The organism is Dyadobacter sp. 22481 (assembly GCF_052044875.1).
Lineage (GTDB): Bacteria > Bacteroidota > Bacteroidia > Cytophagales > Spirosomataceae > Dyadobacter > Dyadobacter endophyticus.
The window spans coordinates 999,224-1,016,610 of sequence record NZ_JBQENV010000003.1; the positions used below are offsets into that span (position 1 = coordinate 999,224).

General features: G+C 48.9%; 15 protein-coding genes. 6 read left to right on the forward strand and 9 right to left on the reverse strand.

Features of this window, described 5'->3' with window-relative positions; genetic code table 11:
- Nucleotides 1-403 precede the first annotated feature (403 nt).
- Entirely contained in the window at nt 404-964 is a 561-nt protein-coding gene (pth, locus tag ACTJJJ_RS22865) for an aminoacyl-tRNA hydrolase (RefSeq protein ID WP_440703130.1), read from the reverse strand.
- A gap of 63 nt (nt 965-1,027) precedes the next feature.
- Between pth and pyrR the strand changes: the two genes are divergently transcribed.
- Nucleotides 1,028-1,570, forward strand: coding sequence for a bifunctional pyr operon transcriptional regulator/uracil phosphoribosyltransferase PyrR (gene pyrR, locus ACTJJJ_RS22870; RefSeq protein ID WP_188935956.1), 543 nt, complete (start codon nt 1,028-1,030; stop codon nt 1,568-1,570).
- Nucleotides 1,571-1,576: 6 nt separating this feature from the next.
- On the opposite strand, the gene ACTJJJ_RS22875 is transcribed toward pyrR, so the two are convergent.
- Nucleotides 1,577-3,097, reverse strand: coding sequence for a hypothetical protein (locus ACTJJJ_RS22875; RefSeq protein WP_188937319.1), 1,521 nt, complete (start codon nt 3,095-3,097; stop codon nt 1,577-1,579).
- A 202-nt stretch (nt 3,098-3,299) separates the two neighbouring features.
- Between ACTJJJ_RS22875 and argS the strand changes: the two genes are divergently transcribed.
- The 4 genes from argS to ACTJJJ_RS22895 all read left to right on the forward strand — a co-directional run bounded on the left by argS (nt 3,300) and on the right by ACTJJJ_RS22895 (nt 7,135).
- A complete protein-coding gene (argS, locus tag ACTJJJ_RS22880; RefSeq protein WP_440703131.1) occupies nt 3,300-5,078 on the forward strand; it encodes an arginine--tRNA ligase in 1,779 nt (592 codons plus the stop codon).
- Between the two features lie 135 nt (nt 5,079-5,213).
- A complete protein-coding gene (locus ACTJJJ_RS22885) occupies nt 5,214-5,771 on the forward strand; it encodes a glutathione peroxidase (RefSeq protein WP_229222862.1) in 558 nt (185 codons plus the stop codon).
- Between the two features lie 71 nt (nt 5,772-5,842).
- A complete protein-coding gene (locus tag ACTJJJ_RS22890) occupies nt 5,843-6,217 on the forward strand; it encodes a DUF5618 family protein (protein WP_440703132.1) in 375 nt (124 codons plus the stop codon).
- 24 nt (nt 6,218-6,241) lie between these two features.
- A complete protein-coding gene (locus tag ACTJJJ_RS22895) occupies nt 6,242-7,135 on the forward strand; it encodes a 1,4-dihydroxy-2-naphthoate polyprenyltransferase (RefSeq protein ID WP_188935964.1) in 894 nt (297 codons plus the stop codon).
- 3 nt (nt 7,136-7,138) lie between these two features.
- Here the strand turns inward: ACTJJJ_RS22895 and ACTJJJ_RS22900 are convergent, their stop codons facing one another.
- From ACTJJJ_RS22900 to ACTJJJ_RS22930, 7 genes are all read right to left on the reverse strand, one after another.
- Nucleotides 7,139-8,920 (reverse strand): SGNH/GDSL hydrolase family protein, encoded by a 1,782-nt coding sequence (locus tag ACTJJJ_RS22900; protein ID WP_440703133.1) that lies wholly within the window; start codon nt 8,918-8,920, stop codon nt 7,139-7,141.
- Between the two features lie 75 nt (nt 8,921-8,995).
- Nucleotides 8,996-9,439 (reverse strand): DUF4920 domain-containing protein, encoded by a 444-nt coding sequence (locus ACTJJJ_RS22905; RefSeq protein ID WP_440703134.1) that lies wholly within the window; start codon nt 9,437-9,439, stop codon nt 8,996-8,998.
- Between the two features lie 71 nt (nt 9,440-9,510).
- Nucleotides 9,511-12,969 carry a PKD domain-containing protein gene (locus ACTJJJ_RS22910; protein WP_440703135.1) on the reverse strand — a complete coding sequence of 1,153 codons (3,459 nt, stop codon included), beginning with the start codon at nt 12,967-12,969 and terminating at the stop codon, nt 9,511-9,513.
- Between the two features lie 21 nt (nt 12,970-12,990).
- Nucleotides 12,991-13,611, reverse strand: coding sequence for an ABC transporter ATP-binding protein (locus ACTJJJ_RS22915; protein WP_188935972.1), 621 nt, complete (start codon nt 13,609-13,611; stop codon nt 12,991-12,993).
- A gap of 22 nt (nt 13,612-13,633) precedes the next feature.
- The gene (bla, locus tag ACTJJJ_RS22920; RefSeq protein WP_440703136.1) at nt 13,634-14,524 is read right to left on the reverse strand and encodes a class A beta-lactamase, subclass A2; all 891 of its coding nucleotides are present in this window, start codon (nt 14,522-14,524) and stop codon (nt 13,634-13,636) included.
- Between the two features lie 30 nt (nt 14,525-14,554).
- Nucleotides 14,555-15,763: a hemolysin family protein gene (locus tag ACTJJJ_RS22925; protein ID WP_440703137.1), complete on the reverse strand. Its 1,209-nt coding sequence runs from the start codon at nt 15,761-15,763 to the stop codon at nt 14,555-14,557.
- Complete coding sequence (locus tag ACTJJJ_RS22930; protein ID WP_188935975.1) at nt 15,760-16,020, reverse strand: hypothetical protein; 261 nt, start codon at nt 16,018-16,020, stop codon at nt 15,760-15,762. The genes ACTJJJ_RS22925 and ACTJJJ_RS22930 overlap by 4 nt, the downstream gene beginning before the upstream one ends.
- A gap of 238 nt (nt 16,021-16,258) precedes the next feature.
- On the opposite strand from ACTJJJ_RS22930, the gene fbaA reads away from it, so the two are divergent.
- A complete protein-coding gene (gene fbaA / locus ACTJJJ_RS22935) occupies nt 16,259-17,338 on the forward strand; it encodes a class II fructose-bisphosphate aldolase (protein ID WP_106597385.1) in 1,080 nt (359 codons plus the stop codon).
- The last annotated feature ends 49 nt before the right edge of the window (nt 17,339-17,387 follow it).

Genomic DNA, 17,387 nt, shown 5'->3' on the forward strand with positions numbered 1-17,387 from the left:
TTCAGAGAACTTAACCAATATACGGCGTTAATTATTCTCCAGATCTGACGAAATTTTGCTGTTTCGCTCTTTTAAACGTTTTCTACACACTTAATTTCGCAGACATAGAACTCCGAAATTCCATTATTATGCAAAGATAACAGTATTTCAGTCTGGCGTCATGGATTTATTCAATTCCCCTTCTGCCTTATTGCATTACAAATGTCCGCATTAATTTTGAAATTACAAATTATCCAAAATGCAGTCATCAAAATTTTCTTTGGAATTTTCTCGCAATTTCAACAATTTAAAACTTATTTTATATTAAAAATCAGCGATTAACTTTTATTAAATTTCGAAAAAATGATCAAAAACCAAATAAATACAATTCTTGAAATATTTATATTTTCTTTAAAAAGTACAATCATTGGTTATAATTATTCATTGTCGATTGTATCCCCAAAGTGCAAAATGATGTAACCATATCCCCGGCTTTGTCCAAAATAATGGGCAGCTCCGCCATTTCCTCTTTGGAAAAAGGTTTAAGTACATAATCTACTTGCCTGCCTCGCGGAAAATTATTTCCGATCCCGAAACGTAGTTTGGGGTATTCTGTAGTGCCCAGTAATTCCTCAATATTCTTCAACCCGTTGTGCCCGCCATGGCTGCCTTTGGGCTTGATCCGCAGTGTTCCAAACGGCAATTGCAGCTCATCCACAATGGTTAACGTATTTTCGGTCGTGACTTTGTACTGGTCCATGTAATACCGGATTGACTTACCGCTCAGGTTCATGTAAGTAGTCGGCTTGATAAAATAAATATGCCTGCCTTTATACTTCCACTCGGCCACAAAGGCTAGTTTTTCAAAGGAAAACTTGAAGTCGTGCTGCGCAGCAAGGCGATCGAGCACCATAAAGCCGGCGTTATGTCGGGTGAAAGCATACTCCGGACCAATATTTCCGAGCCCGGCAATCAGATATTTCATTGAATAAAAGTTTTAATTTCGTCTAAGAGCACATTAATTTAGGCTAAAATTCAGGGAAATTTCATGATACCCCAAAAACGATTAGTACTTAGCAGCCCTCTTCTGGAAATAATGATCAGCCGGCTATGCCAGCAATTGATTGAGAATCACCAGGATTTTTCAAACACGGTCGTCATGGGTTTGCAGCCCAGGGGAATCCATTTTGCCGAACGTATTGTGACGGAGCTGCGTGAAAAAACCGGGCAGAATATCTTGGTAGGGCATTTGGACGCTACGTTCTATCGCGACGACTTCCGCCGCCGCGAGTCCCCGCTTGTGCCGAACAAAACCAATGTGCCCTTCCTGATCGAAGGCAAAAAAGTGATCCTGATCGACGACGTGCTGGCCAGCGGCCGCATGGTACGCGCCGCGCTCGACGCCATGACGGCATTCGGTCGCCCCAAAGCAGTGGAATTGCTCGTGCTCATCGACCGCCGCTACAACCGCGAGCTGCCCATCGACCCTGATTACGTGGGAATGGAGGTTAGCACGGTTGAAACGCAACGCGTGCAAGTCGAATGGAAAGAGCAGGGATTCGACGCCGATCATATCTGGCTCGTCGACTAAAATGCATTATGGTTGGTGACCGGGCCGGGAAGCTTCTTCCTTGGCCTCTATTTTCCCGATTTCGTCGGTCTTGTAAGTCAGCTTATTGACGTAAAACACCTCGCGCCCCTGCACTACCGACGACGTGCCGATGCGCTGCATGCCGTAGGCAAGAAAATATTGGCCATACCAGGGCGAAAGGTAGCCGTCTTCATTGTTCAGGACCTTTTCCTTTTCCGATTTCGGATTGATTTTGAATTTTTCCGTCTCCACCACCACTTTATTGCGACTGATCACCTCGGTATGGATCTCGCCTTCCTGTGGATAAGCCAGTACAAAGTAATCGTCGACCGGCGTCACCTGTACCATTTCCTGTAAATCGAAGCTGGTGAGGTCTTTAATCGTAATGGTGTTATCCCAGATAAATTTTCCGCTCCGGTCGAAGCCGCATACGATGGCATGGGTGTAGCGGTAGCCTTCGAGCGCTCGCGCCACGTACGGGCGCGAAATGCCTCCGGAAATAATCGGGCTAGTGGAGCGCTGATTGGGGTAATACACTTCCGCTACCAACACAATTTCCTTCTCCGTCTGGATCAGCTGGTGCACCAGTAACCGATACCTGAACCGGTTCTCCTTGCCGAGACTTTTCCGCTTCCCGATCTTTTCGAGCACCCGAGCACGGCGCTTGGGTTTCATGTAATTGAAAAAATTCTGCAATTCGGAAAACTCGATGAACTGCGGCTCCTCGGGCGTATCGTCCGAAATGTGGGTCACGTAAAGCCCCTGCGAATACTGGGTACATCCTACGGAATAGTTACCGATCAGGTAAGAATCATTGGGGTTCAACGGGACGATCTGACCGGAAATGAAGCTGTAACGAGGATCGCTTAATGTAGTCTTTTTCAGTAGCTTACCGTCATAATTATAGGTCTTTATTTCAAAAACACAATTCTTCTTCCTGTAAGCATAAGTGATCACGTTGATGTATCCGTCGATCTCATTGATATCCACATTGTTCAGTTCGGTATTCTTTTCAAAAAGACCCGGCAGCACGCGGGTGGTATGGTCGAAAAACGAATGCACGATCACGACCGGCCGCGAGCGGTAGTAGCCGGAGACCAGCGCCTTGCTACCGATCACCTTGAAATGCTGCACATCCACCCCCGAAAGCAGGTTGCCTTTATAGGTATCGATGGAACCGTCGTTGAAATTCAGTTGCAGAAACAGGAACTTGTCGGTATCCGGCTCGGCGAAGAGCCAATAACCGCTTTCGTCGGCCTTGTAAGCCATTACGGGGATGTATCGAAAGTCAAGCTTGTACGAAGTACGCCAAAGGGCTTTCAGCGTCGTATCGTATTTCACAAATTCCCATTGTTCGTTGCGATTCGAAAACTCATTGCCCCTGATTACCGACAAAATACCCCGCTCGCCCAGGCTGAAAACCTCAAATTGCTCGGAAGAAGAAGAACTAGTCGGGATTTCGAGGCGGTCGGATTGTTGCAATTGCGCCCAGGCACCCCAGAGCGGCGCGAACACCAGTAGCAGCATTAATTTCAACCCGGAATAATTTATAGAACGGTTATGCATAACTTCTTCCTTCTGGGGTGTGACACAGATCAATAATTAGCCTAATTTTGCATCCTGCAAGGCTTACATTGCTATTAATATTAGAAATAATTTCACTTAAATAAAAACTTGCGGGAATGTATCTTTTAAAACGAGAAAGCGTTTCCGGAATACCCGATTTTTCATGACAATTGAAGCAATACTTAAAGAGGATATTCAAAAAGCGGTCCAAAAACATTTCCAGCTGGACAATCAGGAGATCCTTCTGCAACCCACCAAGAAAGAATTTGAGGGATTTTACACATTTGTCACTTTTCCTTTGACCAAAGCCGCCCGCAAGGCCCCAGCCGAGATCGGGCAGATCATTGGTGATGAGCTCCTTGCATCTTCATCAGTCGTCGCAGGCTTCAATGTCGTACAGGGATTCCTGAATATTAGTCTCAAAGACAGCACCTGGCTCGACCTGTTCGGCAAGATCTTTACCGACGAAAAATTCGGCTCGCTGCCTTCGAACGGAAAGTCTGTCATGGTGGAATTCTCTTCCCCTAACACCAACAAGCCGCTTCACCTCGGCCATTTGCGCAACAACTTCCTTGGCGATTCGCTTTCGAGGATCCTGAAAGCAAGTGGTTACGATGTGGAAAAAACCTGTTTGGTCAACGACCGCGGTATCCACATTTGCAAGTCGATGCTAGCCTACCGCGAACTGGGCAACGGCGAAACGCCTGAATCCAGCGGTATTAAGGGCGATCACCTTGCAGGCAAGTATTACGTCTTGTTTGATGTTGAATATAAACAGCAGATCAAGACACTGGTCGAACAAGGTTTGAGCGAGGAAGAAGCCGCTAAAAAAGCTCCCTGGATTTTGGAAGCGCAGAAGTTGCTTCTGCTTTGGGAAAATAATGACCCGGAAACGGTAGCGCTCTGGCAAAAAATGAACAACTGGGTTTATGAAGGCTTTGCGGAAACTTACAACAAAATCGGCGTGAGTTTTGATAAAACCTATTATGAATCAAACACTTACCTATTAGGCAAGGATATTATCGAGGAAGGACTCGAAAAAGGGGTATTCTTCAAGAAAGCGGATAACTCCGTCTGGATCGACCTTTCGGAAGAAGGGCTCGACGAAAAGCTGGTACTCCGCGGCGACGGCACATCCGTCTACATTACGCAGGACCTGGGTACAACCGAGCTAAAAAACAGCGATTTCGGCAATGACCGTTACCTGTGGGTGGTAGGTAATGAGCAGGATTATCACTTTAAGGTATTATTTGCCATTTTGAAACGCTTTGGCCGGACTTACGCCGATGGCTGCTACCACATCAGCTACGGAATGGTGGATTTGCCCTCCGGCAAAATGAAATCCCGCGAGGGCACAGTTGTCGACGCCGATGACCTGGTAGCGCAGATGGTGCAAACCGCCGCCTCTCGTACGCAGGAACTTGGTAAAATCGACGACTTCAACAGCGAAGAAGCCAAACGGCTCTACAACCAGCTCGCATTGGGCGCATTGAAATATTTCCTGCTGAAAGTAGACCCGAAGAAACGAATGCTGTTCAATCCCGAAGAATCAATTGATTTTCAGGGACATACAGGACCATTTATCCAATACACGTACGCACGTATCCGCTCGATCATGCGCAAGGGTGAGCAGGCGGGCATCCCTGCGGAAATTCCGGGTGACAGCTACGTGATGCACCAGGCCGAACGCGAGCTGGTATTTGCGTTGTCGCAATATCCTGTGAAGGTATTAGCGGCAGCCAACGAGTTCGCCCCGTCACTCATTTCCCAGTATGCATTCGACCTCGCGAAGGTTTATAACCAGTTCTATGCGGAGGTTTCGATCTTCTCCGACCCGGATCCCGAGGCGGTAAAACTGCGCGTCGCATTATCAGGTGCTGTTGCGGAAACGATTCGCAAGGCTTTGGGGTTATTGGGCATAGACGTTCCCGAAAGAATGTAGGAAAATAGTTACCAAAATCTGCTGATCAGTGCGTTTTGGATATGGTAACAACTCAAATATGTGCCAACCGTTTTATTCATATATGTACTAACCATAACCAAAACTACGATGAGCCTTATTAAGACACTTTTCATTATGATTACTTCACTGATTACCGGACTTTTCGTTGATAAATCCGAAATAGCGAGCCGTCCAGAGAATGCTCCTGTTGCAAAGCAAACGCTTTATGATTTCAAGGTAAAGTCGCTGGTAGGCGGCAAAACCGTTGATTTGAGCAAATACAAAGGCAAAAAAGTAGTGATCCTGAATGTGGCTTCCAAATGCGGTTACACGAAGCAGTATGCCGACTGGGAGAAATTCTACAAAGATCACGGCGACAAAGTGGTGGTTTTGGGCTTCCCTGCCAACAACTTCGGTGGACAGGAGCCGGGCACGAGCGATGAAATCGCTACTTTCTGCTCTGCAACCTACGGCGTTACATTCCCGATGTTTGAAAAAGTATCGGTACTCGGCGACGACCAGGCACCTATTTACAAATGGCTGAGCAGCAAAGATTTGAACGGCTGGAACGACAAAGTTCCTACCTGGAATTTCTGTAAATACGTGATCAACGAAAAAGGCGAGCTGACCAACTTCTTCGCCTCCAAAGTATTGCCTACCGACGAGGAATTTACGAAGGCGGTTGGGATTTAATTTGCAACTGCCGTAGGTCGCACCCGAAGACGGCTTACGGCAGTTTTACTCACACATAACTACACGCAACTATGAAAGACATTAACGAAGCCCGCCGCTACCTCTCCAATGCCAAAGAAATCCTTCGCGAAAAAGCTGTCAAAGAAGACGGAGTTTACAAAGACCGTAAGTATGTAAAAATAGCCGGACATACGGCTTATGTCGGTGTTCTGGAAGCATTGGATGTGGTTTTCGGAAATAAGAGGAAAGGCAGAAAAAGTGTTGACTGGTACAAGGAAGAGTTGGCAAATATCGACCGCAAAGTTTTGACCAACTTCTTGGTTGCATACGACGTTCTTCACCTTTCCATGAGCTACGACGGTAATTTAAGTGCCGCTGTATCAAAAGAAGGCATTGAAGTCGCCGAAAAAATTATTGAATGGGCTGAACAAAAAACAGCAGCCTGATACTACCGATCAAAATTACCTCTGATGAATCCCTGGATTGAAGCCGCACGTCCCCGTACATTACCTCTTGCATTATCCTGTATTTTAATGGGCTGCTTCCTGGCTGCGGCCTCGGGGCAATTCAGCTGGCCGGTAGCGGGTCTGAGCGTTCTGACGACGATACTTCTGCAAGTACTTTCCAACTTCGCCAACGATTACGGCGATGCCGTGAATGGTAAGGATACCGAACTCCGGGAAGGGCCGCAGAGGGCTGTGCATTCCGGGCAAATTACGGCTGCCAAAATGCTGCGGGCGATCATTATTTTCTCGGTACTGGCATTGATTTCAGGCATTACCTTGCTGACGATCGCATTGAAAGGCGCGCCAGCCAATACATTCTGGGTGTTTCTGGGCATTGGAATTGCCTGCATTATCGCGGCTATCACCTACACCGCCGGCAAGCGGCCTTATGGCTACGTGGGCCTGGGCGACCTTTCGGTACTGATCTTCTTTGGTTGGGTGGGCGTCATCGGCAGCAACTTCCTGCATACCCATATCTGGAATTGGGGATTGCTCCTGCCGGCAACAAGCTGCGGCCTATTCGCCGTAGGCGTATTGAATATCAACAATATCCGCGACATCGATTCGGACCGCGCGACCGGGAAAAACTCGATTCCCGTACGCATCGGCCGCGAAAAGGCAATTGTATATCACTGGTGCATTCTGCTGATCGGCATGCTTTGCGTGACGGTTTACACGGCGCAGCATTTTTCCAGCTACACCAGCCTTATCTTTTTCCTCAGCTTTCCATTGTTTGTCAAAAACGGTCTGGCCATTTCACGCCTCACCAAAGCAAGCGACCTCGATCCGTACCTGAAACAAATGGCACTTTCGACGCTGCTTTTTGTGATCCTTTTCGGGATTGGAATTGTACTTTAATGCCTATTTCAAGTAAGGTTTGATCGCATTGCCCAGCAGGCTGTAACCTTTTTCATTCGGATGTAAGCCGTCGGAAAATAGCGCTTCGTCGATCTTGCCGTCGGATTTCAGGAATACTCTCCCCGGATTTACAAACATCACATCGGCCTCACCGGTGATCTGTACCAGTTTTTCATTCAATCCCGCTACGCGTTCTTCCTGTTGGCGACGTGGGTAAATGCCCATCATTACAACCTGTGCCTGTGGCTGACGATATTTGATCGCTTCGATCAGCTGCTTCCAGCCCGCCGCGATCTCTTCGTCGCTGTTAAAACCGATATTGTTTGTACCAATATTAATGAAGATCTGTTTAGGCCTAAAACCGTCCAGCTCGCCATGGTAAATGCGCCATAGCACGTTCTCAATGCGGTCCCAGCCGTAGCCCATATTCACCGAATTCTTGCCGAAAGTGCTGCCCCACGACGATTCGCCGACCGCCCTAGGTCCCTTCGGCATACCGCCCCAAAAATGCGTGATCGAGTTGCCGATCACTACCGTTGCAGGTGATGATTTGCTGTTTAGCTCCAACACTTCGGAATGTCGTTTCTCCCAATCATAATTGTGCAGCTCGCGCATTTGGGTTGTCGGACGTGTTGTAGAAACATCACCTGACGACTCATGCAGGATCTTTCTCAAATGCATTTCGTAGCCATCGGCATATTGCAGCATTCCAAGGTCGGTAGGATGTGTTCCGTCCACAGTCGACTCGTAGGTTTGGCCGAAATCCTCTTTCGGGATCAGATAAATATCCTGAAAGCCCTGCGACTTCAATGCCGCAAAAGCGTCTTTCAATACTTCATTTACCTCTACATAATAATGCTTGCTTTGCGGATTAATATCCTCGTCGGTGTAACCTGCATGCTCCGCGAGCGCAATAGGCACGTCCGGCCGCTTCTTGCGCAATGCCGTAACAGTGTTGATCACCCGCTTCTTAATCTCTTCGGTAGTCAGTCCCAGCTTGGAGTCGGGCCTGATCGTCAGATTGGGAAGACAATCCAGTACATAGACTTTCGCGTCGATCTCCGCTACGAGGTCTACAACTTCCTGTTCCAGTCTGCCATTTCCTGAAAAACCGAGGTTGATCGTCGGCCGATCCATTTTACGGCCTAATATCGACGTCCACGCCATTCCCGGCCGGGATGCGCAAGCGCCTTGCGCAATGGACGTCCCGTAAATGACGATTGGCTTATCAGGCCTTACAGTGAGCGGCATGAACTCGGTTCCCGCGGGCGTGCCAACTTCCAGCCATTTCACACTATTGTAGAGGGGAAGGAACAAACGATACTCTCTCCCATGCTTATGGTAATTGTCGTTCGGGGCCAGGTTTTTAAAATCGTAGGTAATGGTATCTCCGAATGCATACTTCCCCGCGCACCAGCGCCATTCGCCATCATTGCTTACCGCATACAGATCAACCCCGCTCACACCCGTCGCGGGCATATGCGGGAGCGCGTGCTTGCCTCCGACTGTATAACGGATCTTGATCTCGGAAGAGTTGGCGCGAAACCTGATCATCAATCCGGCCGATTGGTTAGACAAATTCCACACCACATCACGCACCTGCTTTTCAGCACGCGCCGGCAGACGGTCGTACGGATTTTTCAGCTCCTTTGGCCAGGCTTGCCCCTCGACGACAGGAAAAGGTGCAGATTGCGGATTCCACCAAACATACTGGCTATTTTGTGCCAAGACCTGAATACCCAGCAACAGGCACAGGCACACACTTGAAATAGATCTGAAAAGCATAAAAATGAAAACGGACACCGATGTATCGCTACAAAAGTGCCCGTAAGGCTATTTCTCCCGTTTAAGGAAAGATTATTATTTCACGATTACGCCCTCGGCAACAAACGTCAGTTCATCCTTCGGTTCGGTAATTTTCGCAATTTCTTCTTTGCTCTGGCCCGCATCCTGCGCGTAATGCCTCAAATGCTCTACCGACGCTGTCGTTTTCTTCGCCTCTCCCTCAAAGACCACGGTTTTGCCGGTTATGTCTTTCGGCACAAAAAACGCATAATCCTTGAATACAACGCGCATGGTCTCGCCATTATCCAGGTTCACCTTCATCCAGCAACCTTTTGCCTGGCAAACCGATTCTACGACACCCGTCACTTTGGCCTGCATTTCGTTCTTATCGCCCATCTTAGCCGGAAGCGCCGTCGCTGCAATCGCGCTTTTATCATCAATATGCTTCCCGAAGTTGCTTTGAGCTTTTGCGAAGGTTACTGTTAATACTAAGCAGAGTATCGAAATAAGTTTTTTCATTTTGATCGAATGTTTAAAAGTGTGTTAATCAACATAAAGTTAACACCTCTCCCAATACAATCAAAACCCCGCTATTCCAAGACCTCTACCCAGCCTTTGCAATGATTACCCCGCGGCGTGTCGACTACGTAGAGGTAAGTCCCATTGGCAATTCCCCTCCCCCAATCATTCTTGTAATCAGCCGATTTGAAGATCGATTTGCCCCAGCGGTTGAAAACTTCCAGGGACGACGAGGCCACCGGGACGATAAAAAAGTCGTTCTTCCCGTCGCCGTTGGGGGTAATGACGTTGCTTAATGTAAATGCAGGCTCAGCGCTGATTTTTTTGGACGCCGTAAGCGAGCAGCCGGCTGCATTGTAGGCTGTGAGTGTAATCGTGTATTCCCCCGGGACTTCGTAAATGTAGTTCTTCACCTCTTGGGCAGTCATGGGGTTACCGGTACCCATATTCCACTCGTAGCGCTGCGCATGGCCGCCTTTGCTGGCCAGTGAATAGGAAAACGGCTCGTTACAGGCACCACCGGATTGCACTACTTCAAAATCGGGAGCATAAGACTGGTCGACCTTCACGGTAATCTCGCGAAGCGGTCGGCAGCCGTCCTCATATAAGCCTTCGATGATGTAGGTCGTCGTTTGCGTTGGTTTTACGGTCACGGATTTCCCCGTCGTTTCCTGCAAACCGGTCGTAGCATGCCATTTGTATTGCGGGGCCGTGCCCGACACGGTGAGCGTCACAGTCGCGCCCTGGCATACTTCGGTATCAGGCATGTCCACGAAGTCCGCCTTTTTCTCGACGCCTACTTTCACCCGCTCAGTGACTTTGCAGCCCGTAGCATTGCTGATTTCAACCGTGTATTCAGTTGTTTCTTTGACCGTTGCAGTCGGCGCGGCGATGTTTGCATTGTTCAACCCGGCGGTCGGTGACCATTTATATTGCGTACCGCCGCTGGCGCTCAGTTTTACCGTGCTGTTTTCACAGACCGTGGTATCCCCTGTTACCTTTGTCGCCAATGTCTCGACAATGATCTTCTTTTCAGCCACATCCATTCGCTTGCAGCTCAACCGGTTGTAGGCCGTAAGGGTCACTGTATATTCCCCCGGTTTCGTAAAAACATATTCCGATTGCCCCTCTTCTCTCGAAATGGTATTTCCATTGACTTCCCAGATATAATCTACCCCGCCTTCGCTCGTATTCACGAATGTCAGTTCCAGCGGCGGGCAACCGCGCAGCACGTCTTTGGTTTGCCCGGCATACACGTCGAAATCCGCTTTCAAACGGTCGATATCAATCTTGAATGCCGCATTGTTACAGTTGTCGCTATTGTTAGTTTCCGACCAGGCCTGGGGCGTGGCGGGAAAGTGGCTGCCTCCGCAGGCGCATGTAGCGTGGTAAATCATACCATTTTTATCGAACCGGCTGGTTCCGCCGTCCACATGATCGCCTTGCAGGCGCGGGTCTCGCGCGAGGCTTCCGAAAAATGTGGCATATAGCAATGATTTTGCGCCTTGTTCTAGAATTGCGATGTAAAAGTTGTTTCCGTTCGTGGTAGGCTGAATAGCATCCTCGGTGACGGGCAGGCCCGTGGTACTGCTGGTCACGTTGTTATTGGTGCCGCTGTTTACATTTCCACCCCAGCCGGCGAGGTAAATATTCCCGCATTCACTCACCAGGAACGCCGTCGGGGAAATATCCGGGGTGCCGCGTCCGGAGCCTATCACCGTCGAGAACAACGATTGCGACAATGAAGCATTCAATGCTTGCACAAACTGCCCGCTTTTTGCATTCTGGTACACGCTCTGGCTGACCGGATAGCTGCCCATCGTAAGACCGTACACATAAACCTGATTGGCCTGATCGATATCTAGCAAATAGGCCCCATCCTGCTTATCGGTTCCAAGGTAAGTCAATGCCGAGAGCTGGTCATTCACAAAACGGGCCACAAAACCGTCCTCGTTCCCTTTCAATGCCTGTTGGTAAGCGCCTGTTTTGGTGGGCAGGTTACCGCTTTGCGAAATGCCCGCGGTGTATACTTCTCCACTAGCTGTTACTTTTAATGAATAGGCTGCATCCCATTTATCCCCGCCCAGGTAGGTCGACCATAGCAATTGATCAAGCCCGGCGGAAAGTTTGACCACTATCCCGTCCTGGCCACCTCCCAACTTGCCTTGCGAAGGATTTTTCAGTGGGAAATTGGCTGAATTGGTGGAAGAAACAATATAAACGCGGTCGCTGTTGTCGACTCCTATTTCGCCACGAAAACTATCGCCGTAATTCCGGATCGCCACATCGTCCGTGACGCTCACGCCGTCATTACCGCTTCCTCCCAGAAATGTCGAACCGGTAAGCTGTTTTCCGTCTGTACTGAGCTTTGAGATGAAAAGGTCACTGCCATTGAGCAGGTCGAGGCCCGAGATAGGCGTCATACGCGTTCCTCCGCCAAATGTTGATTGAAATGCCTTCGTTAAGGGATAATCTTTGGAGGAGGTTGTTCCCAGAATGAGCAGTTCTTTTTTACTGTTCACGATCAGGCTGGTAGGCACGTCTGTCGCGTCGCCCCCCAGGAAAGTAGCATACAGGAGGTCCGAACCGGCGGGGTTGAACTTCATGATCGAAACATCGACAAATCCAGCAAATTTGACCTGAAATGCACCTGTCGTCGCGGGAAAATTATTACCGAATACCGTGCCGCCGGAATAGAGGTTACCTTCATCGTCATACGTCGCGGTGTGGCCCCAGTTGTCGACCATTGAACCCGAGTAGGTCGAGAAAATCAGTTCCGGGTCGATCGTAAGCGGCAATGCTTTGTTATAACCGGCAGGCAGTTCGAAATGCGCGATATGATTTTCGGACATGCGAAATGCAGAAGCCACCTCCGCAGTGCGGGCATTGCTACCCGTTTGAAATGAATACGGCTGGGCTTCTTTGATATCCCCCACCGAAGTTTTAATCACAATCTGTCCTGATTCATTCAAAGACACCTCCTCAGCGCCTTTATACTGAAAACTGATCCGGGAAGCGTCGGCCCCGGGCTTGACAATGAATTCATATTTCAGCTTCGCCTGGTTGACGTAAATGCGGAGGTCGATATCGGGGTAAATATTTTCATATACAACCTCTTCAAAACCCTTCACACCGCTCGCCCAGTTTTTGGCATCATTTCCGAGAAAGTAATTAAAATGCCCTTTGCCTTCCTTTAAAGGCTTATATCGCACATTCGGAGATGCATGGAGGAACGATACTTCCACTCCGTGCGCGCGCAGGTCAGGTACGCTCGCGTCCCCCCGTGCACCCGGCGCCTGGGTGTGTCCCTTCGCGTGCATTGCGGAGATTTTCGAGCCCTCATACAATACGTAAAGCAGTGAATGCGATTTCAAAAACAGGAACCCGCCCGGAATGGCGGCGCGGAAACGGACGTCACTGTCCCATTGCCCCTTGTTTTCGATAAAATAAGCCGAAGCAGCCTGCGAATGGTCGGCTGTGCGGACGATGATCAGAAACGATATGAAGAGAAGCCGTAAAGTTTTCTGCATAGTCCGCGCGGCATGTTTTTTCTATTTGAACGCAGAAACCGAGATGATATTTTTACAAAATTCGTATTCCTGCTGCACATTTGAACCCAGTAAAACCAACTGGTTCTGTGTATTATCCATTACGTGATCGAGGTACCAATTGATGCCTTGCACGTCCAGATTTGTTGTTGGCTCATCCAGAAAAACCACTGGCACATCCGACAGGAATGCCAGCCCCAGTTTCACCCGCTGCTTCATACCCGACGAAAAATGCCGGATAATCTTCCCGCTCGCATGAGGCAGTTGGATAAAATCCTCAAAATCTCTCGCCGAAATGCCGTTTTTAAAGGGTTTGAACTTGTTATGAAATTCGATCTGCTCCCGCAACGTAAACTCCTCGATCAGTTCCAGATAAGGCGCCGCGATGACAAGGTGTTTATACCAATGGTCGGTTTCGATTTCCTTACCGGTAACGTCGGTATAAGCGATTTTCCCTTCCGAAACCGGGATCACACCCGTTAACAGTTGTAACAATGTAGATTTCCCGCTTCCATTCGGGCCCACAAATACATATTTCTCGCCAGCAGCGAGTTCGAAGCTGGCATTTCTGACAATCCACTCTTTGATGAACTTCTTGCCTATTTTCTCGACTGTAATCCGCACAGGTTTTCTTTAATATTCTTATTTATTTGCTGCCGTAGTAGTCCCAAACGGACTTCGCGATGCGGGCAATCACCAGCTCGCGCGTATCCATGTTCGCGGCAGCGTCGGAAACGAACACTACGACCGCAATGTCCTTTCCATTGGGCAGCCTGATAATCCCCGCATCGTTGGTTGCTGCGGATATTCCTTTGTCATTCGTGCCCGAAGTGCCCGTTTTGTGCGCCACTTCCGTGCCTTTTGGAAGCAACCCTTTTATCCTTTTTAATCCGGTAGGCCCTTCCACCATCATTTTCCAAAGATAATCATGGCTCGCTTTCGACAGCTTTCTACGTTCATACGCGATTTGCAGCAATTGCAGGTAGGCCGAGGGGCGGGCATAGTTGGTATACTGCACGTCCCAGCCTGCTTTCATTTCCTTTTCGGTCGCTACGATCGCAATATCTTTCACGCCCAACGAATGAATATACTCATTCACTTTTTTAGTGCCGCCGGCGAGCTCGAAAAGAATGTCGCATGCATTGTTGTCGCTTTCAGAAACCGAGTAGCTCAGGAGTTCGCCGATCGTAATGTCGAAATCCTGGTTCGGACGTTTGTCGCGCATCGGGCTGTGCGTCTCCGGGTCGAGCCCGGCACTTTTTACGTGAATTTTCTGGTTGATTTTATATTTCCCCTTATCCACCAGATCCAGCACCGCTATTGCCAGCGGAAATTTAAACGTGCTCTGCATGGGAAACTTATGTTCCTGGTTCATCAGCAGCGTTTCCCTTGTCTTTAAATCCATTACCCCCACGCCCACAATGCCTTTTGCGTCCTTACTAATGGTCTCGATTTCAGATTTGAGCTTTGCCTGCTGGGCAAATGCGAGGATTGGAAATAGTAGTATTAAAACTAAAATCCGGGCAAATCTGATCATAGGAATCGTTTTAGGCTTGATAATCTCTGATTAATTGTGACCGGTGCGCTCGGATCTTCGGTCTTCGATCGTCAGTTTTACTAATTCAATGCGCGTATCCTGTACGGAAACGATCTGAAAAGAATACGGCGGCATTTCGACAACTTCGTTTTCATCGGGCAAATCGCCGTAGAAGTGGATCAGCATACCGGCGACGGTGTCGTAGTCTCCTTCCGGAAGCTCCCAGCCATATTTTTCATTCAGGTAATCGAGCTCATGACGTGCGCTGAGCATATAGGTGTGTTCGTCGAGCTGGCGTTCCGTCCAGTCTTCCGTCGTATCGTATTCATCCTGGATCTCCCCGAAAATCTGCTCTACCACGTCCTCTACGCTCACCAGGCCCGATGTCCCGCCGAATTCGTCCACTACCAACGCAATACTCCTGCGCTCTTCCAGAAAGCGCAGCATCAGGTCGCGCGCAGCCATGGCTTCGGGCACGATCAGAATGGGCGTAATGATGCTGCTGATCTCCTTGGGCTTTTTAAACAACGACAATGCATGGCAGTAGCCCAGCACCTCGTCCACCGATTCTTTATGTACAATGATTTTGGAGTGACCGCTGGTGAGAAAGGCCGTCCGCAAATCCTCGATGCTCGCATTCACATTCACGGCCGATATTTCCGTGCGCGGGATCATACAATCCCTGATTCGCAAATCTTTGAAGTCCAATGCATTGATAAACATCTTTTCCTCAATACTGTGGTCGTCGAAATCGGGGTCATCGGCGGATATGATGTCGTCACGTAATGAAGGCGACAGAATATTTTCTTTCACAAACGGCTCGATCACCCAATACAGCGGCGTCATCAGCCACTCACCGAACCTAACCGGAAATGCTTTTAAATCGAGCACCTTTGGAAAACTCCGGCCGATTTTGACCCAACTCGAATAGCAGACCATCCACAAAACTGCCATCGCCGCAAAAAGCAGGGCGATTAGCAACCAATTCTGCGTTTCTGTGTTCAGTTCAAACAAAGGAAAAACGGTGATTACACCCATAAAGCAGCCTAATGCAACGGCCAGCAGACGGATCATCCTCAGAATGCGGCGCCAGTAGAGCGTTTGCTCCACCTGCTCGTTTTTTTCATGGCGGAGCGAATACCGGTCGATCCACACATCCAGCAACACCGACCGCACGGCCCCGTAGTAGCCCGCCAGCATGAAGAATATGATGGTCGTAACCAGGAGTATCAGGTTCATTTCTTCGGATTTTTACCAGGTTTGGAATGGACCAACGGACTGGTGGATTTTTTAGATACAGCCTCCGGCTCCCCTGCCTGTTTCGCAAGCGTGGCAGCTTTCAACCGGCTGAATTGGAATAGCAAAAAGCAAACAATGCACAACAGTAACAGCCAGTAGCTTTCTAACAGCCCGGCGCGCCGGAATTCGAGCACCCAAAGCACCAGAAAGCCGAATGCGAGGGCCAGGAAAATCGTCCGGATCAGTTTGGAATTCATTCGTGAAGGTTCTTCTTAAACATGCGGGCTGCGGCCCCATTTTTTGCAATGATTTTCAAAGATACACAGATTGCGCCAAAACGGTCAATGCTGGATTAATCTTCGTTTCAACCCATAATAAACCATACATAACTCGGTCATTTCGCCCTAAAATAGCTAACTTGCGAAGATTGCCGTACAATTCAGGGCCGACACTTGAATTGTAAAATTAATTCTTGAAAAAATATCCTTTATTACTATGAGCGAAACGACAAAACGCTTTGCACCCGGTGTTGTAACCGGCGATGGAGTTAGTGAAATTTTCCGCCACGCCAACGAAAACAACTATGCCCTTCCGGCGGTTAACGTGGTAGGTACCAACTCGGTAAATGCGGTCCTGGAAACAGCCAAAGCGGTTAACAGCCCTGTCATTGTACAGTTTTCGAATGGCGGTGCTATATTTTATGCAGGAAAAAGCCTTTCAAATGCCAACCAGCAAGCGGCTATCGCAGGCGGTATCTCGGGTGCGATGCACGTACACCAGATGGCGGCATTGTACGAAGTTCCGGTGATCCTTCACACGGACCACTGCGCTAAGAAACTCCTTCCCTGGATCGACGGTTTGCTGGATGCTGGCGAGCGTTATTTCGATCAATACGGTAAGCCATTGTACAGCTCGCACATGCTCGACCTTTCGGAGGAGCCTATCGAGGAAAACATCGAGATTTGCGCTAAATATTTCGAGCGCATGGCGAAACTGGGTATGACACTTGAAATCGAACTTGGCGTGACCGGTGGCGAGGAAGACGGTGTTGATAACTCAGATGTTGACAGCTCGAAACTGTACACGCAGCCTGAGGAAGTGGCATTCGCTTACGAAGAACTTTCTAAAATCTCCCCTAACTTCACCATTGCAGCTGCATTCGGTAATGTTCACGGGGTATACAAGCCAGGTAATGTGAAGTTGGAGCCGAAAATCCTTCGCAACTCACAAGAGTACATCAAACAGAAATTCGGAACCGGCGACCTGCCTGTTAACTTCGTATTCCACGGAGGATCAGGCTCATCCCGCGAAGAAATCCGCGAAGCGATCGAATACGGTGCGATCAAAATGAACATCGACACCGACATGCAATGGTCGACCTGGGAAGGTGTTCTCAACTATTACAAAGCGAAAGAAGGCTACCTGCAATCCCAACTCGGCAACCCCGAAGGCGCAGACTCGCCAAACAAAAAATACTACGATCCACGCGTATGGCTACGCAAAGGCGAAGAGAGCATGATCTCGCGTCTGAAAGTGGCGTTCGAAGATTTGAACTGCATTAACCAGTTGGGGTAATCGGTTTTCTGATTTTGACATTAAGTAAAAAAGCAACCTTCACCGGTTG